Origin of the sequence: Microbacterium sp. B35-04, assembly GCF_010634885.1 — a bacterium.
Lineage (GTDB): Bacteria > Actinomycetota > Actinomycetes > Actinomycetales > Microbacteriaceae > Microbacterium.
The window spans coordinates 1-24891 of sequence record NZ_MWLP01000085.1 but is presented as its reverse complement, the minus strand read 5'-3'; the positions used below and the strand labels follow the sequence as shown (position 1 = coordinate 24891).

Annotated in this window: 17 protein-coding genes; 8 read left to right on the top strand and 9 right to left on the bottom strand. The window is 64.1% G+C overall.

The annotated features are described in order from the left end of the window. Positions 1–73 precede the first annotated feature (73 nt). Positions 74–1507, top strand: coding sequence for a glycosyltransferase family 4 protein (locus tag B1729_RS16330; protein ID WP_239525673.1), 1434 nt, complete (start codon positions 74–76; stop codon positions 1505–1507). 9 nt (positions 1508–1516) lie between these two features. On the opposite strand, the gene B1729_RS16325 is transcribed toward B1729_RS16330, so the two are convergent. The 3 genes from B1729_RS16325 to glf are packed head-to-tail and all read right to left on the bottom strand — an operon-like array spanning position 1517 to position 6515. Beyond that, entirely contained in the window at positions 1517–3526 is a 2010-nt protein-coding gene (locus B1729_RS16325; RefSeq protein ID WP_163633833.1) for a DUF6541 family protein, read from the bottom strand. Further along, a complete protein-coding gene (locus B1729_RS16320) occupies positions 3523–5352 on the bottom strand; it encodes a glycosyltransferase (RefSeq protein ID WP_239539688.1) in 1830 nt (609 codons plus the stop codon). The genes B1729_RS16325 and B1729_RS16320 overlap by 4 nt, the downstream gene beginning before the upstream one ends. A 26-nt stretch (positions 5353–5378) precedes the next feature. Continuing rightward, a complete protein-coding gene (gene glf, locus B1729_RS16315) occupies positions 5379–6515 on the bottom strand; it encodes a UDP-galactopyranose mutase (RefSeq protein WP_163616826.1) in 1137 nt (378 codons plus the stop codon). A gap of 484 nt (positions 6516–6999) precedes the next feature. On the opposite strand from glf, the gene B1729_RS16310 reads away from it, so the two are divergent. Further along, complete coding sequence (locus tag B1729_RS16310; protein WP_163633830.1) at positions 7000–9048, top strand: acyltransferase family protein; 2049 nt, start codon at positions 7000–7002, stop codon at positions 9046–9048. Between the two features lie 240 nt (positions 9049–9288). On the opposite strand, the gene B1729_RS16305 is transcribed toward B1729_RS16310, so the two are convergent. Then, positions 9289–10497, bottom strand: coding sequence for an ABC transporter ATP-binding protein (locus tag B1729_RS16305; RefSeq protein ID WP_163616830.1), 1209 nt, complete (start codon positions 10495–10497; stop codon positions 9289–9291). Next, a complete protein-coding gene (locus B1729_RS16300) occupies positions 10497–11408 on the bottom strand; it encodes an ABC transporter permease (RefSeq protein ID WP_239525674.1) in 912 nt (303 codons plus the stop codon). The genes B1729_RS16305 and B1729_RS16300 overlap by 1 nt, the downstream gene beginning before the upstream one ends. Positions 11409–11528: 120 nt before the next feature. On the opposite strand from B1729_RS16300, the gene B1729_RS16295 reads away from it, so the two are divergent. Both B1729_RS16295 and B1729_RS16290 read left to right on the top strand, forming a co-directional pair. Beyond that, on the top strand, positions 11529–12617 hold the full coding sequence (locus B1729_RS16295) for an NAD-dependent epimerase/dehydratase family protein (protein ID WP_163633828.1): 1089 nt from the start codon (positions 11529–11531) through the stop codon (positions 12615–12617). After that, the gene (locus B1729_RS16290; protein ID WP_163633826.1) at positions 12614–13456 is read left to right on the top strand and encodes an NAD-dependent epimerase/dehydratase family protein; all 843 of its coding nucleotides are present in this window, start codon (positions 12614–12616) and stop codon (positions 13454–13456) included. The genes B1729_RS16295 and B1729_RS16290 overlap by 4 nt, the downstream gene beginning before the upstream one ends. Here the strand turns inward: B1729_RS16290 and B1729_RS16285 are convergent. The 3 genes from B1729_RS16285 to rfbA all read right to left on the bottom strand — a co-directional run bounded on the left by B1729_RS16285 (position 13434) and on the right by rfbA (position 18283). After that, the gene (locus B1729_RS16285) at positions 13434–15362 is read right to left on the bottom strand and encodes a rhamnan synthesis F family protein (protein WP_239525676.1); all 1929 of its coding nucleotides are present in this window, start codon (positions 15360–15362) and stop codon (positions 13434–13436) included. The two genes, B1729_RS16290 and B1729_RS16285, sit on opposite strands and share 23 nt — an antisense overlap. Further along, positions 15359–17305 carry a rhamnan synthesis F family protein gene (locus B1729_RS16280; protein ID WP_163616836.1) on the bottom strand — a complete coding sequence of 649 codons (1947 nt, stop codon included), beginning with the start codon at positions 17303–17305 and terminating at the stop codon, positions 15359–15361. The genes B1729_RS16285 and B1729_RS16280 overlap by 4 nt, the downstream gene beginning before the upstream one ends. A gap of 105 nt (positions 17306–17410) precedes the next feature. Then, positions 17411–18283 carry a glucose-1-phosphate thymidylyltransferase RfbA gene (rfbA, locus tag B1729_RS16275; RefSeq protein ID WP_163616838.1) on the bottom strand — a complete coding sequence of 291 codons (873 nt, stop codon included), beginning with the start codon at positions 18281–18283 and terminating at the stop codon, positions 17411–17413. Positions 18284–18350: 67 nt separating this feature from the next. On the opposite strand from rfbA, the gene rfbB reads away from it, so the two are divergent. After that, the gene (gene rfbB / locus B1729_RS16270) at positions 18351–19349 is read left to right on the top strand and encodes a dTDP-glucose 4,6-dehydratase (protein WP_163616840.1); all 999 of its coding nucleotides are present in this window, start codon (positions 18351–18353) and stop codon (positions 19347–19349) included. Beyond that, positions 19349–20752: a bifunctional dTDP-4-dehydrorhamnose 3,5-epimerase family protein/NAD(P)-dependent oxidoreductase gene (locus B1729_RS16265; RefSeq protein WP_163633824.1), complete on the top strand. Its 1404-nt coding sequence runs from the start codon at positions 19349–19351 to the stop codon at positions 20750–20752. The genes rfbB and B1729_RS16265 overlap by 1 nt, the downstream gene beginning before the upstream one ends. Before the next feature lie 39 nt (positions 20753–20791). On the opposite strand, the gene B1729_RS16260 is transcribed toward B1729_RS16265, so the two are convergent. Continuing rightward, positions 20792–21262, bottom strand: coding sequence for a GtrA family protein (locus B1729_RS16260; RefSeq protein WP_204259992.1), 471 nt, complete (start codon positions 21260–21262; stop codon positions 20792–20794). Positions 21263–21369: 107 nt separating this feature from the next. Between B1729_RS16260 and B1729_RS16255 the strand changes: the two genes are divergently transcribed. Next, positions 21370–22341, top strand: coding sequence for a glycosyltransferase (locus B1729_RS16255; RefSeq protein ID WP_239539684.1), 972 nt, complete (start codon positions 21370–21372; stop codon positions 22339–22341). Then, complete coding sequence (locus tag B1729_RS16250; RefSeq protein WP_163616844.1) at positions 22322–24295, top strand: hypothetical protein; 1974 nt, start codon at positions 22322–22324, stop codon at positions 24293–24295. The genes B1729_RS16255 and B1729_RS16250 overlap by 20 nt, the downstream gene beginning before the upstream one ends. Positions 24296–24891: the final 596 nt, after the last annotated feature.

The window sequence follows — 24891 nt, the reverse complement described above, 5'->3', positions numbered from 1 at the left end:
TTTAGAGGTTGAGCCGTCCCGACCCAGCCGCCGAGCCCTGTTAGGGTTTCCTGGTTGCACGATGGGAGTTGCCGTGTCCAAAACGGGTGAAGTTGCCGCGCGGCCGCACGTGCTGCTGCTCACCGGCGACCCCATCCAACAGAAGATGGCCGGACCGGGGATACGCGTCTGGAACATGGCCGATCAGCTGAGCGAGCTGTGCGATGTGCGGATCGTCTCATGGCAGCGGATCGCACGAACTTCCGACCGGTTCGAGTTGCATTTCGTGCATGAATCCGACGATCACGGAATGTCGCTGCACGAGCAGTGGGCGGATGTCATCGTCGTTCAGGGGGTGGCGTTTCGCATCTTCCCATCGGTCCGTGAGTCGGAAAAGATCGTCGTGGCGGATCTCTATGACCCGTTCCAGCTCGAGCAGCTCGAGCAGAACAAGTACCAGGACGCTGCGATGTGGGCGGAGGAGATCGAAAAGGCCGTCTCACTGCTCAACGAGCAACTCATTCGCGGAGACTTCTTCCTGTGTGCCTCAGAACGCCAGCGCGACCTGTGGCTAGGTGGCCTGTCGTCGATGGGCCGGCTCAACCCACTCACCTATACGGACGACCCGACCTTCAGCTCTCTGATCGGCATAGCGCCTTTCGGCCTCCCAGCTGAGCCGCCTCAGCGAACGCGTACCGCGATCAAGGGCGTGGTAGAGGGAATCCACGAGAACGACCGCGTGCTGCTGTGGGGGGGCGGCATCTACAACTGGTTCGACCCGGTGACGCTCGTCGAGGCCATGGGTCTGCTCGCGGCAGATCATCCCGACATCAAGCTCTTCTTCCTTAGCGCAACCCACTTCAACCCCGATGTTCCCGAGATGCAGGCGGTCGCCGACACCATCGCCGCATCCGAGCGGCTCGGCCTGACCGGACGATCGGTGTTCTTCAACGACGACTGGGTCGACTACGACGACAGAGTCAACTACCTGCTCGATGCCGACCTCGGAGTGAGCGCCCACGTCCTCCACGCTGAAACGCGCTTCTCGTTCCGCACCCGAATCCTGGACTATCTGTGGGCTGGCCTCCCGGTCGTCGCCAGTGACGGCGACGCGTTCGCGGAAATCATCGGGAGCGCGGGCGCGGGACGCATCGTCCCTCCGGCGGATCCCGTCGCGCTGGCGGAGGCTATCCTCGACCTGCTGTCGACACCCGACGCTCTCGTTGCGGCGCGCGATCGGGCGCAGGCGCTTCGCAGCCGCTTCCTTTGGAAGGAATCGCTCCGGCCGTTGATCGATTTCTGTGCAGATCCCCAGCCTGCTGCCGACCGGGCACAGCTCGCCCAACGTCGCGCCAATGCGGCCGGCAGCCGATTCGCTCGGATTCTCCTGATGCCCAAGGGCCGCCGTCGCGATGCGGCGCTTTTCGCGTACTACCTCAGACGCGGCGGTTTCAGGCTTGTCCGCGAGAAGTTGAGTGAGCGCCGAGGGCGGCTTCTCGACAACGTCGTCGATACGACTGAGTACTGAGCCGTCGGCTCACCGGGCCGGCAGCCGACCACACTGATCGATGCGATACAGCGTCGACTCGCCGTCGGTCAGCAACGGTTCGAACAAACCAGCCCCGACCGCATCGTGGATCGCGAAGAACTGGTTGCCGATCGGATCTCCTCCGCCGAACTCGTGCGGGTTGTAGACGACGTACCGCACGCGGAGTGCGTCGAGAGCCTGGCAGACCTCAGGCACCGTCTCGATCTCGCCCAGGCGCTGCGCGAGCAGGAGTCGGTGCGGATCCCACTGCCCGTTGACATGGGGGAACACCGGCTCGCGATCCCCGAAGAGCAGGGACATCGCCGACCCATCCCACGGGTCGCCCAGCAGCCGCTCGTCAGCCGGCACGATGCGACCGACATCCTGAAGGAATTGAATCTGACGAACTGACACCACCTCGTCCGCAGCGCTGGCCGCAGGAAGCGCGAAGACCACCGCGATCGCGGACGAGCCCCCGCTGACGACGAGCGTGAGCGCCGAGACGAGAGCGGTCCCCCAGGCGAAGGCGACCGCCCCGGTTCGCCGGCGAACCGCGCGGTGACCGAGCCAGCGCGCCGAGACCAGGATGCCGAGGGCAGCGAACGCGACGCCGAACACGGGAAGGGCGGAGCTCAGCCGGTAGCGATCCTTGTACCAGAGCGCCGTGAGCAGCTTGGTCAAGACGTCGTCCGCCCCCGCAGCGATCACGAACAGGATCGCGAGCGCGAGATACGACACCAGCGCCCACCGGAGCCTGCGCCCGCGCCACACCGCGACGATCCCGACGATGACGAAGAGCGCAAGCGGAATCGAGGGGAACGAGATGGTACCGGTGGAGCCCGCCGGCCAGGCCTGACCGAGGACCTGGGAGATTCCCGCGGCTACGGATTGGGAGGCTTTGGCCTGCGGACCGCCGAGGCGATCGTCGAGAGGCCGCTCGAACAATCCGAGGCGGAAGACCACATACGCGAATCCCACTCCGGCGGCGACCACAAGCGCCCCGACGGCGGCCACGAGCGCGGTGACCGCGCGTCGGCGATGCCGGCCACCTGCGCGCCAGGCTGGCCGATACGCACGCCAGGCGAAGTACAGCACGAACGGAGCCATCATCACGGCCCAGGTCGCGAGCACCCGAGGCTGGGCGAACACGATGGCCGCGAGGACCGCGGCGAGACCCGCCGCTCCGGCGAGCACGGCACGACCCACTCGAACGCGGAATCGCGGCGGCCACACCGCGACTGGTATGGCGATCGCCGCGGGCACCAGGGCAGTCGCGAGGAAAGTCGGGTAGAGAGTGCCCCATGACAGCAGCGCATACGGCATCGCGCCGAATGCCGTTCCGAGCGGCAGCGCGATCAAAGCCACACGGCCGGACTCGAAGGGGCGCGCGATGAGCTGCGCCAACCAGGCGACCCCTGGAAGCCACACGGTGGCACAGACGGCGATCCAGGTGGCGTTGACGGCGACCGGAACGCTCACGCCACACAACTGAACATTCAGCGCGACCAGCGAGTGCCAGGCCGAAGGGTACGGCGCCCACGCACGTTGCGGTTCGATGAGTGTGCGCAGCGTGAGCGAGGATGCATCACCGCCCGCCAGGATGTGCGAGATTGCGCCGAGGTGGAACACGTTGTCATACGTCTGGCTGAACTGCTCCGGTGAGGCGACTCCCCAGAAGGCGACGACCGCGATGAGGAGCGCGGAGAGCACCCACGCCGAGGCCAACCACCACCAGCGCACGCGCTCGCGCGGGGCGTCGGGCACCCATCCGCGAATCAGCCAGGCTACGACCCCAAGCACCAGCGCTACGAGGACCACCTGCCAGGCGGCGAAGAAGACCCCGAACAGCGAGAAGGCAACCCCTGCGATGCCGATGCACGCGATGCTGACAGCGGAACTCAGCGCGATCCGTGCGACCCAGGCAAGCCGAAGCGGCGCTGTGGCGATCAAGCCCGGCACCAGCAGGATCGCGGCGCTCACCAGCATCGCGGGCGCGGCGGCCCACCAAGCACCCGTCACGAGTGCTCCGCGAATATCTCAGCCCACTGGCGCGGCGAGGAAAGTTCCGCGGCGGCGCCTCGGAACCGACGTGCCAGCGCCGGCCATCGCCACCACAGGAGGGCATGCAGGCGGATGCTGCGCCCGAGGGCACGCACAGTAGCACCGCGGCTGCGCCGATACCACACCGTCGCTGCGCCGTCAGGAGTGTCCACGAGCGCGCTGTCGATCTGGGTGAACGTCGACCAGCTCAGTTCGTCGGCCTTCACATGGGCGTCGGGACGAGTACGGGATGAACCGGCAGCGGGCACCAGGAGCTGGCGCATCCAGAGCCTTGCCAGCAGAACCGCTTGAGCCGCCCGTCCGGACGGGACGGCACGCACACGACCAGTGCCCACTGCGTGGGCGGCGGGGTCCACCGTAGTCGCGTCCGCGAAACCCGCCCAGAGCGCCCTGACCTCGCCCGCACGGGTGGCGAGGCGACGTGGCAGCGACTCCGGCCCGTCGAGCACGTCGCGGATGGCCAATGCGCGCAAGCGCACGGCCGAGTACTGCAGTGTCAGCAGCGGCTTGAGGTCGCCGAAGAAGGAGTGCGCGACGACGAGATGAGGACGACGCTGCGGCGAGTGCAAGAGCTCGCCGATCAGACGGTTTCGATGCAGGAAGTATGCCTCCCACGTACGGGTCGGCGCCTTGCCGCCCCACCCCAGATGCCACAGGGCGATGCCGGGGACGCTCACCGTCGCCACTCCTCCGGCCTTGGCCCGCAGCCCGAACTCGACATCGTCACCCTTGAGAAAGAGGGGCAGCGATAGTCCATGCGCGCGCAGCACTTCCACCGGGATGAGGCACATCCACCAGCCGTTGAAGTCGGAGCGATGCAGCCTGTGGGCGAAGGGAGTCGATCGGAACGGAGTCCGGGCGAAGTCATGGTCATAGGCGTCTGCGCGGTTGAGGTCGACCCACCCGATCCGCGTGTCCCACTGCTCGCTCTGCGCGTACAGCACTGTCCGGGCATCGATGTGGATCATGCCGCCGCCGACGATGGTGGGTGCCGACGCATAGTCGGCGAACCGCACGGCCCGCACGATCGCCTCCGGCTCACAGATCGCGTCATCGTCCAGAAGCAGGACGTAGTCGCTCTCACCGCGGTCGAGGGTCTCAGCCATGGCGCGCGAGAACCCGCCGGACCCACCCAGGTTGGCCTGGCGCACCAGCACCAACCGGTCGCCCAGGCTGCGCGCGACGTCCTCGAAACCCGCCTGCGCGGTCACGAGGTCAGTGCCCTGGTCGACGACGATGATCCGATCGAGCACGGCGAGCATCGTAGGGTCACGCGCAATCGTGTCGAGCTGGGAGAGACAATCGGCGGGCCGGTTGAACGTCGCCATACCTACGGATGCCGTCCCCGCAGGCCGACTGGCCGCCACCGTCCAGTCGGCACCGTCGAAGAGCAGTCCGTCATCGTCGGCTACGAGGTCGAACCAATAGCATCCGCCGTCATCGAAACCATCAAGACTGAGAGCGAACAATTCCTCGCGAACGTCGGTGATCCCGCGTTCCTCGACCAGCATCGGCCGGGCATCGGGATCCGATCGCATCACCCGGACGACGCCTCCGGCTCCGCTGGTGCGAACGGTCAATCGCACCTCGCGCACCCCGGTGTGTGCGCGCCAGTAGGAAGCCGGAAACGCATTGAAGTACGAGCCGAACGACACTGTGCGACCAGCGTCGACACGCAGGGAATGCCTCCCGAGAATCTCGAACCCGACCGTGTCCAGCTCCCCGTCCAAGTAGAGCGGAAGTACCTCCGTGGTATCGCTGACCGGCAGTACGGCGCGCGCCACGACGGGACGGGTGGGATCCTCGGCGCTCACGCGAGCTGGTTGTTCCACATCGACAGCGCGGAGCCGATCGCCATGTGCATATCCAGATACTGGTACGTTCCGAGACGGCCGCCGAAGTGCACATCCGGCTCGCCCTTCTGCAGCTCTCGGTACGCCAGCAGACTGTTCCGGTCCGACGCCGTGTTCACCGGGTAGTACGGCTCGTCATCGCGCGTGGCGAAGCGCGAGTACTCGCGCATGATGACGGTCCGGTCTGCTGGGTAGCGGTCTGCGCGCTCGGGGTGGAAGTGCTTGAACTCGTGGATCCGCGTGTACGGCACGTCGGCGTCGGCATAGTTCATCACGCTGGTGCCCTGGAAATCGCCCGTCGCCACGACCTCCTGCTCGAAGTCCAGCGTTCGCCAGGCCAGCTCGCCGGCAGCGAAGTCGAAGTACCGGTCGACCGGGCCGGTGTAGACGACAGGAAGCTGTCCGACGATGGCCGCCTTGTTCAGCGGCTGGCTGTCGTCGAAGAAGTCGACATTGAGCCTCACGTCGATGCGGGGGTGGTCCGCCATTCGGTCGAGCCACGCGGTGTACCCGTCGGCGGGCAGGCCTTCCCAGGTGTCGTTGAAGTAGCGGTTGTCGTAGTTGTACCGCACCGGCAGTCTGCTGATGATGTCCGCGGGGAGCGCACGCGGATCGGTCTGCCACTGCTTCGCCGTGTAGTCGCGGATGAATGCCTCGTACAATGGGCGACCGATCAGGCCGATGCCGCGCTCCTCGAGATTCTTGGCGCGCTTCGGGTCGAACTCACCGGCCAGCTCTTTCACCAGCGCCATCGCCGAATCCGGCGAGTGAGCCGCCTGGAAGAACTGGTTGATCGTGCCGAGATTGATCGGCATCGGGAACACCACGCCGTTGTGCGTCGTGTAAACGCGATGCACGTATCGGGTGAACGCGGTGAAGCGGTTGACGTACTCCCAGACGGTCGCGTTGGACGTATGGAACAGGTGAGCACCGTAGCGGTGCACCTCGATGCCGGTGGTCGGCTCGGCTTCGCTATAGGCATTTCCGCCGAGGTGGTGGCGTCGCTCGACGATCGTGACCTGTCGACCGGATGCCGCGGCGCGCTCCGCGATCGTGAGGCCGAAGAGGCCGGAGCCGACGATGAGCAGATCCATGGAGCCCCTAGCGGTGTCGTCTCGGTGTTGAGCCGGCTGCAAAATGATCGTGCAGCGACAGCCCCGAAGCGTCATTGACGTGATCCGCACCCATGACGCTGGACGCGGAAGATCCGCGTTCGGGGAGGTGTCCATCGCGCGCGATAAAGACCTGATTCATGATGAACGGATCGTCCCCTACACTCTGGCGGTCGCGTCGAGCTCCTGGCAGATCCGAGCGCCCTCACCGATCACGCTGCTCACCCGATCGTCACGCCGCCGGGCTATTCGGCACGCTCCATAATACCCATCACCGTCGTAGACCCACGCCTCGCTGACGCCCGCGGCCGGAGTCTTCTCTCAGGACCGCCTCCGGTAGACTCGTCACGTAACGATCCCGCGCGATCCGCTCGGTGGTGCGAAGCGAGGGCAGGAGAGGCGAGATGACCGGATGCATCGTCAGTCCGCTCTGTCGTCCCCGAGACGGAAGCCAGCTGTCGCGATCGTGAGCGCAGGAGCTGAGAGCCGCAAGTCGGCCCCGTCAGGCTTCCGACCCGAGATCCAGGTACTGCGTGCGGTCGCAGTCGGTATCGTCGTGGTGTACCACCTCTGGCCCGGCCGCCTGCCCGGTGGTTTCGTGGGGGTCGACGTGTTCTTCGTCATCTCCGGCTATCTGATCTCCTCCCACCTTCTGCGCAGCAGTACGCAATCCGACGGATTGCGCCTGTTCTCGTTCTGGGGAAACCGCGCCCGTCGCTTGCTGCCCCTGGCGAGCGTGGTCCTCCTTGTGTCGGTCGGGCTGGTGCTGGCTTTCCTCCCCCAATCTGAATGGCGCGCAAACCTGCGCAACATCCTCGCCTCCGCCTTCTATGTCGAGAACTGGTCGCTCGCGAGCAGTTCGGTGAACTACCTCGAGCAGAATCAGCAGCCGGTGATCTCGCAGCACTTCTGGTCGCTATCGGCTGAGGAGCAGTTCTACATCTTCTGGCCGCTCCTTCTCCTCGTCGCGATCCTCATCGCCCGCAGGACCGGGCGCGATCGGCGGTCCAGGCTCGGCTCCCCCAGCGCCGCGGAGCCCAGCAGAATCCGTCTCTTCGGACTCATCGCCATCGCCTTGGTCTTCGTCGGCTCTCTCGCTGCGTCGCTATGGCTGACCGCGACCGAGCCCGGCCTCGCCTACTTCGCGACCACGACCCGCGCATGGGAGTTCGCGGCGGGTGGCTTGCTCGCGTTCATCCCGAACGCCGGCTTCGAGACGGGGCCCCCGCGCCGCGCGATCGTGGTTCGAACAGTGGCATCCTGGACGTCACTCGCCCTCATCTTCGGCTCCGCCCTCCTCATCACCGAGACGACGCCGTTCCCAGGCACCGCGGCGCTGGTCCCGGTACTGGGAACGTGCCTCTTCCTCTGGGCGGGCAACGTGCCTGGACTGTTCTCGCCTGCCGTCACGTCACGCGTGCGCCCACTTACCTACCTCGGTGACATCTCGTATGGCATTTACCTCTGGCACTGGCCGCTCATCATCGTCGCGCCATTCGCACTCGGCGCAGCGCTTGACGGATTCAGCAAGCTCGGGATCATCGCGCTGACGATTCTGCTGGCAGCCGTCAGCAAAATCCTCATCGAGGATCCTTTCCGGTTCGGGGCCATGTGGCGTGTCACCGTGCGCCGATCTTTCTATCCGGCGGCTGTCGGGATGCTGGCCGTGACAGCCCTCACGGGTTCCGTGATCTTCGGGATGAACCAGGCGTCGGCCGCGGCAGCGCGCCAGCAGGCGGCAATGCCGGCACCGAGCGTCGCGGCGACCACGGTGCCGGATGCGCCGCTGACGCCCTTGGTCGCTGACCGCAAGCTCGACTTCGCCGTGATGTACGACTGCTTCGACATGGGCGGTGGAGAGCCGTCGTCATGCCAGTACGGCAGTCCGGACGCCGATTTCTCAGTCGCCATCGCCGGCGACTCCCACGCCGCACATCTGATTCCGGGGCTCAAGGCACTCGCAGAGCAGCGCGGCTGGCGCCTGACGACCTATGTGGGCATGAACTGCGACAACGGCAGCGGCGAGGCGTGCTCGGGCAGCCCTGAATGGCTCGACTCGATCGTGCACGGTGGCTACGATCTCGTCCTCTACAGCTCATTCAGAATGTCTGCGACACCGGCAGACGCTCGGGTGTCCTACGTCACCGCCCTGCATGATGCGGGCGTTCCGCTGGCGCTGATTGCCGACATCCCGTTCAACCCCACGAATTCCCACGCGTGCGTTGACGATAGCGGGGGGTCCGCCGCTGCGGCAGCGAAGTGCGCGACTCCCGTCGCGGACGCGCTCGACGTGTACCCGGATGGACTCCCTGCCCTCAGCGCCGAGCTCGGCGTGCCTCTCATCGATCTGACCGACATCTTCTGCGATGATTCGGCCTGCAAGCTCGTTCTCGGGAACGCCATCGTGTACCAGGACACACCTGGTTCCCACTTGACGAACACCCTTTCCACGATCCTCGCCACTCCGCTCGGCGAGAGGCTGGACGCGGCGCACGTAACCCCGACGAGCCGGTAGTGATCTGGCCTCGCCTCGTCGCTGGCCCGGCGCCGATCGAAACCCGCTGACCGCACTCGAAGCTCTGCGTGCACAGCGCTCCTCCGGCGGCGCATACCGCATCGAATCCGGTGGACCAGTTCCGCGGCAAGCGCGTCGTAAGCCGACTCCGTCGCCAGCAACCGACACCGTGGCGAACGCAGGAGCCTATGGGCGCGGAGACTGCCGCTCACTCCCCGCACCACAGTAGGTAGGACCGGGTCATACTCGGTCGGTCGCCTCCCGGATTTCCACCGCTGCCGAGACAGTGCCCTGGGTTGTGTCACTTCCGTGCACGGTCAGCATCGCACCCTGCATGAAAGAGTGCGAGCTCGGCTCGCTGATGCCTGAAACATTCGCGTTGATGTAATACTGCCCGGGACCGAAATGGGCTTGGTCGATGTGGAAGTCCACTGCGACCTCCCCGATGATCGGCGCGAGCGTCACTTCCAACCAGGTCGTGTTCGACGCCAGCACCATCTGGCCCAGGGGCGTGTCGATGCTGAAGCCCGCGGCCCACTCCTCGACTTCGTGCAACGCGTCGACATGAATGCGAATCGTCACGGCGTCGCCCTCGCTGATGGAGTTGGAGGGAGCCCCGAATTCATCAAGCAGCTCGATCTGCTTCACCTCGATCGTGTGCGTCGTCTCTTCGGGACGCGCCTCGCCGACCCGGCGCCCCTCGAGGATGTCGCGCAGTGCTCCGATGGCGTCGTTGGCCTCGCCGTCGAAGACCACTTTGCCCGCGCTGAGAACGATACCCCGGTCGCAGAGCTCTGCGACCTGCGCAGCCGAGTGACTCACGAGGATGATCGTCCGTCCCTCTTGACGGAACTGCGCGATCCGGTCCATGCACTTCCGCTGGAATGCCTCATCGCCGACCGCCAGCACTTCGTCTACCAAGAGGATGTCGGGGTCTGTGTGCACGGCAACCGCGAACGCGAGCCTGACGAACATGCCCGAAGAGTAGAACTTCACCTGAGTGTCGATGAAGTCGCCGATCCCGCTGAACTCGAGGATATTCGGGAATTGAGCGTCGGTCTCAGCTCGGGACAGACCGAGGATCGATGCGTTCAGGTAGACGTTCTCGCGGCCGCTCAGATCAGGGTGGAAGCCGGCGCCGAGTTCGAGCAGCGCGGCGACGCTTCCACGTGACTGGACCTCGCCGGACGTCGGCGAGAGGATCCCGCCGATCAGTTTGAGGAGTGTGCTCTTGCCGGAGCCGTTCGGGCCGAGGAGTCCCACCGTGGTACCGGCGTTTACAGCCAGGGTCACATCGTCGATGGCGATGAAGTCTTCGCGATGCGCTCGTCCGCGGCGCCCCAGATGAACGACACGCTCCTTGAGGGTGTTGTCCTTGCGGACACGGAAGTGCTTTGTCACTCCGGTGATCCGGACGATCTCGGGTCCGGTCTCTTTCGACTTCTTCACTAGAGCTCCTGTGCGAAGTTGCCCTGCAGGCGCGTGAACGCACGGTGGGAAACGACCAGAACAATCAACCCGATCACTCCCGCTATGAGCATCCGCAAGGCGAGGTGGTCGGGGTAATCTGCCGAGGTTCCGGCACCCCAGAATGCGCGATGGAAGCCGAGGACGCCCAAAGTGACGGGGTTGTTGATGTAGATCTCGAGCGCCCATGCCGGCAGGCCGAAACTGTCGAACACGCTCTGCACCATCGTCCACGAGTAGACGATCGGCGATCCCCACATGGCCAGCATCATCGCCACTTCCGTCAAGTACTGGACATCACGGAGATAGACGTTCAGTGCGGACAGCAGGATGCCGATGGCCAGACCCCAGACCAGGATGAGAATCACGGAGGGGACGAACCACAGCATTTCGATCGGCGAGGGGAGAGCGTTGAACAGGAGCGCCGCGCCAGAGAGCACGATGACCTGGACGAAGAACATGAAGCCGGCCGCGCCGACGCTCGCCAACGGAAAGACCTCGCGGGGGAGGTAGATCTTCTTGACCAGGCCGGCGTTGTTGAGGATCGACGCTGTTGACCCGAACACCATGTCCGAGAAGAACGAGTACAGCGTGAGACCGGAGAAGAGATAGATGGCGAAATCGGGGATCCCCTTCGCCGCGCCGAGGAACTGTCCCAGCACGATGAAGTACATCAGGAACTGGATGATCGGCCGGATCAGCGTCCAAAGGAACCCGAGGAAGCTATCGCGATAGCGCGCCTGGAGGTCACGCCGGATGAGGAGCCCGAGGAGCTGTCGGCGGGTGAAGATCTCCCCGACCTTGCCGCCCCTTCCGCGGGCTCGAAAACCGCGCGCGTCAATAGTCGAGAAGGGGGCCGCGGCCAGCCTGCTGAATCGTTCCGAAGTTCCCAAGGGCCCCACTCATGTCGCTTAGATCAACTCACCTACTGTACCCGATGCCTCGTCGGCAAGCCGGCGGCGGCCACCTATAGGCTCGTATGAGAACCGTTCCCGTCATCAGCAAGGAGTGCCATGCCCGAACAGCACTTGGGCAGCGTCCTCGTCACTGGAGGCGCCGGTTTCGTGGGATGCGCACTGGCCTCGCGGCTCGCGGCCACCGCCGATCGGTGGATCGCTGTGGATTCGCTGAATCCTCGCATCCATGCGAGTCCCCGCCGCCCGGCCGGGCTGACGGAGGACGCCGAACTCGTCATCGCAGACATCACCGAGCCCGAAACATGGTCCGCTCTCCTGCAGGATGTCCGACCCGACATCGTCGTCCACCTCGTCGCAGAGACCGACACCGGGCTCTCACTCGACAACGCGACTCGTTTCGCTGCGGTGAACGTGGGTGGCACGGCGGTGATGCTCGACCGGCTCGCCCAGCACGACGCGGTCCCCGCGCACATCCTGATCGCCTCGAGTCGCGCGGTCTATGGCGAGGGGCTGTGGCGCAGCCGATCGAGCGGCGATTTGTTCTCCCCAGGCCAGCGCACCCATCGGCAACTGGCCGCCGGCCAGTGGGATTTTCCGGATGCCGACCCTCAGCCCTCGGTCGCGGGTGTGACACCCGCCCACCCCACGAGCATCTACGGCGCCACCAAGCACGCGCAGGACACGATGCTGTCTGCGTGGTGCGGATCGCGTGACGTCGAGCTCACCATTCTCCGTCTGCAGAACGTGTACGGTCCAGGCCAGTCGCTGATCAACCCGTACACGGGTCTTCTGCCGCTCTTCGTTCAGATAGCCGGGCGCGGGGAGCCCATCGATGTATTCGAGGACGGACTCATGACCCGCGACTTCGTACATGTGGAGGATGTCGCGCGGGCGTTCGAGACAGCAATGCAGAACCCCCGCCCCGGGGCGGCACGCGTCATCGATGTCGGGTCGGGTGAGGCAACGCCGATCCTCGAGGTCGCGCGACTCGTGAGCTCGATCGTCGGTGGTGCCGAACCCGCGGTCACCGGAAGGTATCGTGACGGCGATGTCCGGCACGCGTGGACCGAGACGACGCTCGGACGGACCGAACTCGGATGGAGCCCAAGCATCGGGTGGAGAGATGGGATCAGCGACTACGTGCACTGGTACACATCACTGGCGCCGGTCGGAGGCGGCAGATGACCGCCCCGGTCCTGGTAACCGGCGCGGGCGGCTACCTCGGTCCGCACGTGGTGGAGTCGTTGCTCGATCGCGGGCATTCCGTCACCGCGGTGGTGCGCCCGGGCTCGGGCGCCACACTCGATCCGCGCGCCGACGTGCTCGAGATCGACGTGCTCTCGGAAGAGTTCGCGACCGATATCCCCACAGCCTCCGGAATAGTGCACCTCGCCTGGCAGGACGGCTTCGCACACAACTCGCCCGCGCACATGATGAACGTCTCGGCGCATTTCCGGCTTCTGACCGCCGCTGCCGCAGCGGGCGTCCCGAGAATCGTCGCCCTCGGCACGATGCACGAGGTCGGGTACTGGGAGGGTGCGATCGACGCGGCGACCCCGACAGCACCGATGTCGCAGTACGGCATCGCGAAGGACGCACTGCGCAAATCGCTCGCCCAGGCGATCTCGGCGACGACGAGCTTCACGTGGGCCCGCTGCTTCTACATCTTCGGGGATGACCGCCGGAACAACTCGATCTTCGCCCGAGTGCTCGATGCGGCGGATGCCGGCAAGCGCACCTTCCCCTTCACGACGGGTACGAACAAGTTCGACTTCATCGAGGTCAGCGAACTCGGCGTGCAGATCGCTGCGCTGTTCGGGGCGCCGGATGCGACGGGGATCGTCAACTGCTGCACCGGAGTTCCCGTGTCGCTCGCCGACAAGGTCGAGGAGTTCATCGCCCAGCGCGGCCTTGACATCTCACTCGAATACGGGGCGTTCCCTGACCGGCCCTACGACTCCCCTGCGATTTGGGGCGACGCCGAGCGGATCAACGAAATCGTCAGCCGCGCCTCCACGTCCTAGGGTGCCGTGCCTTCCAGAACAGATGTCGCGCGCGCGCGACCTTGGGTATCAGCCGCTCGAGCTTCGGGGCAAGCTCCGGTCGATTCACGGCCAGATACATGCGCGCGATGTTCTTCAGACGACCTTCGCCCATGAAGCCTGCGCGACGGATCAGCAGCACCTGCTCATCGATCCAGCCGGGAATCGTCATCGCGATGTGATCCAGGTTGAAGTCGAAGGCCGTGTGACTGATGGACATGTACTCTGCCGTCGAGACGGTGCGCGTGTGGAACCCGAGCTCACCGGCGGCGTATGACGGCATCCGCTCGAGAATGTGCGCCAAGCCCCCGTCGCGATACGCGTCGGGGCCGGCGAAGTCCTGGAAGGTCCACTCATTCGCAACCATCAACCGCAGCGCCTCGGGGCGAGCGATATACATGGAGCCGTACGGCGCAAGCGGTGAGATGTCGTCCAGCGGTACTCGGATCCCGAGTCTGTCGCACAACGCCGCGAAGCCGGGCTTGTTCGACCACCACCCGCGACCCATTGTCGGATACCCGATGTGGATCGTCGGTGGGTAGACGAGACCGAGGCCGGGCTCCTTCTGGAACAGGGCGAGGAGATTCGCTGTATAGCCCTCGCTGTTGAGCAGGTTCGTGAACTGCTGGGTCTTGAAATGGCGGCCGATGTTGAAGCCGTCCTGAACGGTCTTCTTCGAGTGCAGCTTGACCAGCAGATCGTAGGAATCGCTGAGGATGATGTCGCGACATGCCACAAGGAAGGCACTCTGATCACGTCCATCGTTGGACTCGAGCACCCTGATGTCGACGTGACGGCCTTCGCGCGGGCGTCGGCCGATGATGTCGGCGATCGCCTCGGCCTTTTCTGAGTCCGGCGTCGTGACCACGAGGTCATAGGCGCCGGGAAGGGTGTCGGCTCGATCAAGGATCTCGTCCGTCATCTCGTCGTAGAAGATGTGAGCGACGACAACGATGCGGAGGGGGCGCGTCGGGTCATACGAGACGTCGACCTCCGGGAGAACCTCGAGCAGGTTCGCGTCCGCGTTCAAGTCCCTCGGCGCGACGTTCTTAGCCAGATTCTCTAGCATCAACGGCATGGGGTACCCGTGGCGTTCGACTGCCTCGAGCGTCCAGCGTCCGATGACGGCATTGCGATCCAGAAGGGGTGGAAAGTGGAACATCGGGCGTCGCTTCACCACCGGACATCCGTCTTCGATGAGCATCTCCGAATTGAACAGAGTTGGATTCTTGGTCGGGTACGAAGACTCCGGGAACGCCGAAACCCAGGCGAACCCTGCGTTCGCGAACCGCTCCGTGAAGATGGTTTCGTGCTTGAGAACCGCGTCGAGGTAGCCCTCCATAGGAGGGAGGTCTCGCCAGTAGGTCTTCCACTCGTCGGATTGGAACATGTTGCGTCGGACGACCGTCCAGTACGACTGGATGTGCGCGGGAAGCGTGCCGACGTTCGTGAATGGGTTGACCTTCTCCATCTGATGGTCGGTCAATCCCCAGAAGTCCACGGCCTCCGCGTCCATCCGATCGAAGAGATCGCGGAATGAACGAACCGGCCCGTACCACGTGTCGTTGGTGAGCAGGACCTCGTCATACTGCTCGAGGTCAGCGCCGAGTGCGTCGAGTGCGGCCTTGTAGCCCCAGATGTCGAAACCCACGTTTTCCCGAACCAGGATCGTATCCGCAACGGGTTCAAGGCTCGATCGCCCCTCTTCACTCAGCGAGCCGTTGACCACCACGAAGATGTGATCCGCGTTATCACGCAAAGCTTCCAGCGCGTGGACGATGTATCTGTCCACACCTCCCCGGCGGTCGAACACGACATAGATGATGATGCGCTTCCCACCCTCGGGGAAGCGTGCGCGGCTGGTGGACTCAGCGGACAGGTTGGTCAAGATCGTGAACCTTCGTCAGGCGTATTCTCGGCGGGTGACAGATTCTCAGGGCTCGACCGGAGAGCGCGGAGCATGTAAATTGCCCGGCGCGTCACGTTGTTGAGCGGCAGCAGGAGCCGCGCCGTGCGTGGCCAATGCAGGCGCAGATACATCCGAGACAGGGCCGGCAGGCCTGCTCGGCCCATCCAGCCTGCGCGGTGGAGGAACTGGATCTGATCATGCGGGTAACCGATGGTCGTGGAGAGCAGCTGATCGACCTTGTACTCGAGGGAGGTGTGGCTGATCGACGCATGCGACTCATTGAGCACCGTCCGCGTGTGGTACCCGCGCTCCCCCGCGGCATGTACGACGATCAGTTCTTGAGCGTATGCAAGCCTCGTGCCCTTGCTCGAAGAGCCCTTGGCGTAGCTCTGATACGACCAGTCGAAATCCGCGATCAAGCGAAGAGCCTCCGGGCGAGCCACCCACATCCCTGCGACCGGCGCCAATGGCGATACGTCATCGGCAGGAACCCGGATCTTCAGCGCTTTCATGAGTTCGACCGCCTGGGCGCCGTCGACTCCCCAGCCGCGGCCCATCCGATCGAAACCGATGTGCGCCATCGGCGGGAAGACGACACCGAGACCGACCTCCCTCGTGAAGAGGGCGAGCAGATTCGCGATGTAGCCAGATGAACTCATCAGGCTCTCGAGTTGCTGTCGCGCCACATATCGATCGGCGTTTGACGTCCTGCGGGAAGAAGGCATCGTGCGAACCTTGGCTACGAGGTCGTAAGCTCCCGCACTGAGCACGTCGCGACACCCGACGAAGAAGGCGCTCATGTCGTTCCCTCCGCGCACGGGAATGACGCGGATCTCGTGCGTCTCCATCTTGGCCACGTCCATCCCGCCGAGGATCGATTCGATCTCACTCGGCCATGCAGGATTGGTCGTGGTCACATACAGGTCGAAGGGACTCGGGAACATCGCGACGCGACGCAACAGGTCACGGGCGAGTTCCAGGTGATCGACGTGCGCCACGACCGCGATGCGCATCGGCGCGTTGCTCGGAGCGGTGACATCCACATCAGGAAGGACTTCGAGCATCGCGAGGTCGGCGTTGAGCGTATGGGGGGCGACATTGCGCGCGAGATTTCGGAGGATCATCCAGACTGGGTAGTCATATTTCTCAGCCTCCTTCAACGTCCAGCGGCCGATTACTGCATGTCTGTCGAGGAACGGCGGATAGTGAAAGAACTGTCGCCTCTTCAGAATCGGGCATCCGTCTGCGAGCAGCAGGTCCGCATTGAAGATCGCGGGGTTATCGGATGGGTAGTCCGCGGAGGAGAAGGCGACCGCGGAACGAAACCCGAGTGCCTCGAAGTGGTGTGTGAACCGCGCCTCGTGATGCAGAATCGAATCGGCGTAGCTCGTCATCTTCGGCATGTCGCGCCAGTATTCAGACCACGTCTGAGAGAGGAACATCCGCCGACGGACGGAGATCCAGTGGGTCTGCAAGTGACGGTGCAGTCCGCCTCTTCCGGTTGACGGATCCGGCGGCTCCTCCGCGTGATCCGTGACACCCCAGAAGTCGACAGCCGATGCGTTCATTCGATCGAAGACTGGCGCGAAGGGACGAACAGGGCCGAACCACGTGTAATTCATCAAGATGAGTTCGTCGTATTCGGCCAGTCGACGCTGACCGAACTCCTCGAGCGCGTCTTTGTAGCCGCCGACATCGAAGCCCACGTTCTCACGCTGCCACACCGTATCGGCCACAGGAGCCAAGCGCTCGCGGCCGAGATCGGTGAGTTTTCCGTTCACGACCACAAAGATGTGCTCGACGTGCGGCCTCAGCGCGTCCAATTTGTGAACGATGTAGTCATCGACATCGCCCCGCGAATCGTGGAACAGATAGAAGACGACCCGTTTGCCGTTCGCAGGGTAGACGATCGGCTCATCCACCGAGACTGCGCTTTTCTGCAATTTTCACCCTCAATTCGCCGTCGGAGTCAGCATCTGCGATGCCGCCCGCTGCGCACCAGCGCCTCTTCCCATCCTACGAGCGGGTCAGCTCCGCCCCTGTTCGAGAGCCGACAGGAGGTACTTCCCGTAACCGCTCTTGATCAGCGGCTCGGCGATTCGCCTCAGCTCGTCATCGGTGAGAAAACCCATGCGCCATGCCACTTCCTCGGGGCATCCGATGGACAGGCCCTGCCGCTTCTCAACGGTTCGGATGAACTCCGTCGCTTCGCTCAGCGAGTCGAATGTGCCGGTGTCGAGCCAGGCCGTCCCACGCGGCAGCAGCTGCACCTTGAGCTCGCCTCGAGCGAGGTACTCCAGGTTCACATCCGTGATCTCGAGCTCACCCCTGGGCGAAGGCTTGAGGTTGGCTGCGATGTCGATGACCTGGTTGTCGTAGAAGTACAGGCCGGGGACCGCGTAGTGGCTCTTGGGCACCGCCGGCTTCTCTTCCAGCGATACGACCTTGCCCGTCGCGTCGAATTCGACAACGCCATACGCCGTCGCATCCTCGACTCGGTACCCGAAGACGACTCCGCCGTTCAGATCGCTGTACTGGCGAAGACGCGTGCCCATGCCCTGGCCGTAGAAGATGTTGTCGCCGAGGACGAGTGCGACTGTGTCGGAGCCGATATGCTCGCGGCCCAGAATGAACGCCTGGGCGAGACCGTCGGGCGAAGGCTGCTGTTTGTACGTGATGTTGACGCCGAACCGCGAGCCATCCCCGAGCACCCTGGCGAACTGGTCCGCGTCGTGGGGCGTGGTGATGACCAGGATGTCGCGGATACCAGCGAGGATCAGTGTCGACAACGGGTAGTAGATCATCGGCTTGTCATACACCGGCACCAGCTGCTTGGAGACGCCAAGAGTGATCGGATGCAACCGGGAGCCCGTGCCCCCGGCGAGAATGATGCCGCGCATTCCTCTAGTCTCGGCCATCCTCACGGCTACTCCAAACCGGTGGAGGTGCTCCCGGTAGGCTGGGCTAATGCGCAGACTCCTCGTCACCGGGGGTGCCGGCTTCATCGGCTCCAATTTCGTCCACCACGTGATCGGCTCCACGGACGATCACGTGACAGTCCTCGACAAGCTCACGTACGCAGGAAATCGAGCTTCGCTCGACGGGCTCCCCAACGACCGTCTCAGATTCGTCCAAGGGGACATCGCAGATGCTGCGCTGGTCGACGAACTGTTCACCGACGCAGATGCGGTGGTGCATTACGCCGCTGAGTCGCACAACGACAACTCGCTCCACGATCCGCGCCCGTTCCTCGACACCAACATCATCGGCACGTACACGCTGCTTGAGGCAGCGCGCCGGCATGGAACGCGACTCCACCACATCTCGACCGACGAGGTGTACGGCGATCTCGAAATCGACGACCCCGCCCGCTTCACTGAGTCGACCCCCTACAACCCCTCGAGCCCCTACTCGTCGACGAAGGCCGGCAGCGACCTCCTGGTCCGCGCATGGGTCCGCTCGTTCGGCGTGCGCGCGACGATCTCCAACTGCTCGAACAACTACGGGCCGTACCAGCACATCGAGAAGTTCATCCCGCGCCAGATAACGAATGTTCTGACCGGAGTGCGACCGAAGCTCTACGGCAAAGGCGAGAACGTCCGTGACTGGATTCACGCCGACGACCACTCTTCGGCGGTGCTCACCATTCTCGAGAAGGGTGTGATCGGCGAGACCTACCTGATCGGCGCCGACGGCGAGAAGAACAACAAAGAGGTCGTCGAGCTCATCCTCGAACTGATGGGCAGGCCGCGCGACGCCTACGACCACGTCAGCGACCGGGCCGGCCACGATCTGCGCTATGCGATCGACGCGACAAGACTGCGCACCGAGCTCGGCTGGTCGCCCAGTTTCCAGGACTTCGAGGCCGGACTGGCCGCGACGATCGACTGGTATCGGAGCCATGACCAGTGGTGGGCTCCGGCCAAGGCCTCGACGGAGGCGTTCTACGCCTCGAAGGGTCAGTGATGACCGATTTCGGTAAGGCACTCCATGCAACCGAGACGGCGATTCCCGGGTTGGTCGTGTGGGACGTTCCCGTACACGGCGACAGTCGGGGCTGGTTCAAGGAGAACTGGCAGCGGGAGAAGATGGTCGCCGCGGGCCTCCCCGACTTCCTCCCGGTCCAGAACAACATCTCGTTCAATGACGCCGTCGGCACCACACGTGGCATCCATGCGGAGCCGTGGGACAAATGGGTCTCCGTCGCCACGGGCAAGATCTTCGGTGCATGGGTCGATCTGCGCGAGGGACCGACCTTCGGAAACGTGTTCACGACCGAGATCGACCCTTCGCGTGCGATCTTCGTACCGCGCGGCGTCGGAAACGCCTACCAGACGCTCGAGGCCGACACCGCATACGTCTATCTGGTGAACGACCACTGGTCGCCGGACGCGACCTACACGTTCCTTAACCTGGCGGACGAGGCATCCGCCATCGCATGGCCCATCCCCCTCGATGACGTTGAGATCTCACCCAAGGATCTCGCCCATCCTCGTCTCTCAGACGTGACGCCGATGGCCCCACGCAAGACCCTGGTGCTCGGAGCGAACGGCCAGCTCGGCCGCGCATTGCGTGCCGAGTTCGGCCCATCCTCCAACGTCGTCTTCGCGACTCGTGCCGAATTCGACCTCGTCGCGCCACCAACATGGCGATGGCGCGATTTCGGCACCATCATCAACGCCGCCGCCCACACCGAGGTCGACCTCGCCGAGACCGCTGACGGGCGCCGCGATGCATGGGCGGCGAATGTCTCGGGCGTCGCCACGCTCGCCCGGATCGCTATCGAGAACGGGATCACCCTCGTGCACGTCTCGAGCGACTACGTCTTCGATGGATCCCTCGACCGCCCCTATCGCGAGGACGATCCGATCTCACCGCTCAGCGTCTACGGCCAGACCAAGGCCGCCGGCGACGCTGTCGTCGCTACAGTTCCGCGACACTACATCGTGCGGACGTCGTGGGTGATCGGCGACGGCAAGAACTTCGTGCGCACGATGGCCTCGTTGGCCGAACGTGGCATCAGCCCGAAGGTCATCGACGACCAGAGTGGGCGACTGACGTTCGCCGACGAAGTTGCTCGCGGCATCCGCCATCTGCTGCAGGCTCGAGCACCCTACGGCACATACAACCTGACTGGGAGCGGTGAGCCGACGACCTGGGCTGACATCGCGCGGCGCGTATTCGACCTGACCGGACACGACCCGAACAGCGTCGATCGCGTCACGACCGAGACGTATTTCGCGGATGCGGCCACCCCCGTGGCGCCGCGCCCCCGCAACAGCGTTCTCGATCTGACGAAGTTGGAGGGCACGGGGTTCATCTCGCACTCGGCCGATGAATCGCTGAAGAGGTATCTCGGAGCGAGCTAGTCGCGCGACGTGCGCCAGCAACGGTCACGGCAGCGGTTGTCACGCTGACTCGAGCGCTACCCGCCGGCCTGTCCCGTGGTCGTCCGGGAAGACCCAGCGATCGTATGTGAAGAATCTGAACAGTGTCGCGAGAGCTTGTCCGATGAGTGTCCCGGAGACGTTGTCGGCAACCGGCCCTTCCAGACCCAGTACATACCGCGAGAACGCCAGGCATCCGACCTGGATCCCGATCGCGGCGATGTTGAGCGCGACGAAGATCGCGTATCGCGAGAAGCGGCGTGTCAGCTGCCGAGTGCCGAACGTCCAGTACCGGTTGCCGACGTACGTCACGACTGTCGCCAGCAGGATGGCGATGATCTTCGCAACGATGGGCAGATCGTACAGCGGCCCCGTGCCTGTGAACCCGAAGGCGAGAATGTTGAAGACCGCGGCATCGACGACGAAAGCGAGTCCGCCGACGACAAGGAATGCTCCACCCTTGCGTAACACGCCCGGCTCTGCCTTGGTCAATTCGCTCTCCTCTGCCCGTCCCTGTGCCGGACCCGACGACCGCCCCATGATAGCTTGGTTGCCGCCGGACACCGTGAGAGAGCCGCGCGTTCAAGGAGTCGTTAGCCGTGCCCGAAGCCCCCGCGATGCGCGTTGCTGCCATCGTGCCCTGCCACAATGAAGCCCTCGCCATCGGCAAAGTCGTCGCGGATCTGCGCGCAGCTGTCCCACATATGGACATCTACGTCTACGACAATGCCAGCACGGATGAGACCGTCGACGTCGCTCGCAACGCCGGCGCGATCGTCCGACACGAATACACAAAAGGAAAGGGCAACGTCGTTCGTCGTGCGTTCGCCGACGTCGACGCTGATGTCTACGTGCTGATCGACGGCGACGACACGTATGCCACCGCCGATCTGCCTGACATGATCGATGCGTTGCTGGAAGGCCCGTACGATCACGTGCTCGGCGTGCGTCGAGAAACCGAGGCAGGCGCTTATCGCCCTGGCCACGAACTCGGCAATCGCGGATTTAACTGGTTTGTGAGTGGTGTCTTCGGATCTCCGGTGAGTGACATGCTGAGCGGATACCGGGTCTTCTCCCGCCGTTTCGTGAAGAGCTTTCCGGCCCTCTCGCGTGAGTTCGAGATCGAGACCGAACTGACCGTGCATGCGATGAGCCTGCGCGTACCTCAGAAGGAAGTCTCCGTCGGTTTCAAAGATCGTCCGGCGGGAAGCGAGAGCAAGCTGCGGACGTACCACGATGGCTTCCGCATCCTGGGTCTCATCATCGGACTCATCCGCCACGAACGCCCGATGCTCTTCTACGGGCTCACCGGAGTGGCCATCGCGTTCCTGGGTGTCCTGGTTGGAATCCCCGTCGTCCTCGATTTCCTCCAGACGGGACTCGTGCCGCGCCTTCCGACCGCGATACTGACCGTCGGCATCGTTATCGTCGCCTTCCTGGCGTGGATGATCGGCTTGATCCTCGATGGCGTGCTGAAATCGCGCCGTGAGTTCAGCCGCCTCAACTATCTGCTGTACGCGGCTCCATGCTTTGCGAACGGCGCAGGATCCGATGGCCGACACAACGATTGAGCGACCTCCATCCGCGACGACAGAATTGATCACCGCCAAGGTGAGATGGGGTCGCTTCGCACGGACCCGGGCGGTGTGGGTCGGCCCTCTGATCGCGTATCTCGTCCTTGTCCTCCTCGGCATCACGAACTCGAATATCGGTTTCGACGCACTTCGAGAGGATCCTGAGGCGCCTCTCGGACTTCAGATCGGCGCATCGCAAGGCATCCGATCTGACGAGTGGGGCACAGAATCGCCGCTGTGGCTCGGTCAGCTCGCCCGCGCCGGCGCCGAGGACTCCACCCCCCTCAGCGTTTCCAATGACTTCTTCGCGCAGCTTCCCAGCGGACCGATATCGGCTGTCGTCTTCTTCGATGGAACGGCGCTCGCGCTGGGCGGGTGGTTCCCGCACGAGATGCTGTTCGCGGCGAAATGGTGGCTGCCCACTCTTCTGCTCTTCATCGGAGTGCCGATCTGGTTCCGACAGATCTCTGGCCGTTTGCGATGGGGTTATTTCGCGGCCTTCCTCATATTCATCGCCCCAGGAAGCGTCTGGTGGTCCGGTAGGCCCGTCAACACGCTTGGGTTCATATTCGCCGGCTGCGCGCTTGCGATCTACGGGGCCCAGCGACTCTCGGACCGTCGGTGGGTAAGGGCCGCCCTCGCGATCATCGTCGCCGGACTACTGCTGGCCCGCTTCCCCACGTACTATCAGCCACTCGCGATCGTGATCGGGATCCCTGTGGTGCTCGCCACCGCCGGTTTCCTCCTGTGGCGCGACGTCTCGTGGAAGCAGCGTCTCGGGGGTCTCGCGGCGATCGCCGCATCGGGACTGGTCTGGACTCTCCTCCTGTTCTGGGAGAACCGCGAAGCGGTGACGGCGGGCTTGTCGACCGTCTACCCCGGAGACCGAAAGAGCACCGGCGGAGCGCTAACCGCAGGCATGGTGTTCGGAGCCACCAACCTGGGCTGGCTCGAGGACCTCGGGACTGTGCTTCCGCTCAATCAGTCCGAGATTGCGACGTCGTTCACTGTCCTGCTGATAATTGTCGTTCTGTTGTTCGCGACCAGCCGATGGCGAGGGGGAACACTTCTCGCCGCGGCACTCATCCCCCTGGTGGCCGCCGGGCTGTTCTGGCTGAGTTGGGGAACATTGAGCTGGGGATCCTTCGGAGCGGCGATTCCACTGGTGAACCGCGTTCCCAGCAACCGCGCGATGCTCGGCGTCGGCTACATCGCGATCCTCGCCTTCTGCCTTTACATGAGCCAGTGGAAGCCTTCGAAACGAGTCGCTGTACCCCTCGTCGCCGGCGGCACTGCGGCGTTCCTTTCTGCATATGCCGGATCTTCCCTTCAGACAGCTCAGATAGCCGGGTTGACGTCTGCGATGATCTGGGCCAGCGCATTGATTACAGGTGGCGTGATCTTCGTCCTCATCGCCTGGCCGCTTCGATGGTGGTCCATCACCATCGCCTCCGTCGCCGCGGCGTCGCTCACCTTCGCGACCGCGCCGATAGTGGTCGGACTGGGCGACCTGAGAGCGAGTGCATCTGCGGAGGCATTCATGGAATGGGGTGCGACGAGCCGAGAGGACGGAACTGTGTGGGCTTCCAACTCGCAGTACGTGGACTCACTCATGATGGCGACCGGAACGCCGACTCTGAGCGCCCGCCAGCAGATCGGCCCGGACGTCCAGCAGTGGGAGAGGCTCGATCCGGGCGGCGCTCACCGAGAGATGTGGGATCGCGGAGGTCTGCACGTCACGTTCGAATGGACCGACGAGTCTGGCGTCCAGTTCGAGCAACCCGCCAACGACACCGTCGTGGTCAAGGCCTCGCCCTGCACCGTTGCCGCACGAATGCCTGAGTTCCAGTACGCAGTATCGAGCGAACCGCTGGATGATGCGTGCCTGTCTGAACTGTCCACGTTCACGTGGAGCGGGATCGACTACACGGTGTACCGCGTCGACGCGTAGCGCGGAGGTTCTCCGCGCAATCGGTCCTACCGTCGTCGGCGCACTCCGGATTGTCTGACGCCCGCGTCGCACCTACCGAAGGATGACTCGCGCGCCGTCGCGGGCGCTCCACAGTATCTGACCACCCTCAAACGCCTGCTGACATCCGACTTCGGTCGATCCACAGGTTTCTTCCCCGATTGGATAGCCGAGGGGCCCGTTCTCGTACCCGGCATTCGCCCAAGCCGCGAGCATCCCAAACCACACCGCGTGGCTTTGACCCGCGACTGAATATACTCGCCCGTTCTCGAACTGTTGGAAGCAGCCGCCCACTCGTAGTCCGCAGACGCGGGTTCCCGTCGGGTAGCCGAGCTTGCTATCGACCGAACCGAGCTGCACATAGCGGCTTCTCATGGGCTCTTGGACGGCGAACGATCCTATTTCCGGGGCCCAATAGATCGTTCCATCCTGGAACGTCTGCTCGCATCCACCGCCCCTCAGACCACATCCTTCGCCTGATGTCGGGTAGCGAAGTGGTCCGCGCTCGTAACCCGTGCTTGCCCAGGTGGCGAGAATCCCGTACCACACGGCATGCGCCCCGGTTGCAGCTGACCAGT

Bases quoted from the DNA above. Each gene is read 5' to 3' on its own strand.
- glf (WP_163616826.1), bottom strand. From the start codon at position 6,515: ATGGATCTGCTCATCGTCGGCTCCGGCCTCTTCGGCCTCACGATCGCG.
- B1729_RS16295 (WP_163633828.1), top strand. From the start codon at position 11,529: ATGCCCGAACAGCACTTGGGCAGCGTCCTCGTCACTGGAGGCGCCGGT.
- B1729_RS16290 (WP_163633826.1), top strand. From the start codon at position 12,614: ATGACCGCCCCGGTCCTGGTAACCGGCGCGGGCGGCTACCTCGGTCCG.
- rfbA (WP_163616838.1), bottom strand. From the start codon at position 18,283: ATGCGCGGCATCATTCTCGCCGGGGGCACGGGCTCCCGGTTGCATCCG.
- rfbB (WP_163616840.1), top strand. From the start codon at position 18,351: ATGCGCAGACTCCTCGTCACCGGGGGTGCCGGCTTCATCGGCTCCAAT.
- B1729_RS16265 (WP_163633824.1), top strand. From the start codon at position 19,349: ATGACCGATTTCGGTAAGGCACTCCATGCAACCGAGACGGCGATTCCC.
- B1729_RS16250 (WP_163616844.1), top strand. From the start codon at position 22,322: ATGGCCGACACAACGATTGAGCGACCTCCATCCGCGACGACAGAATTG.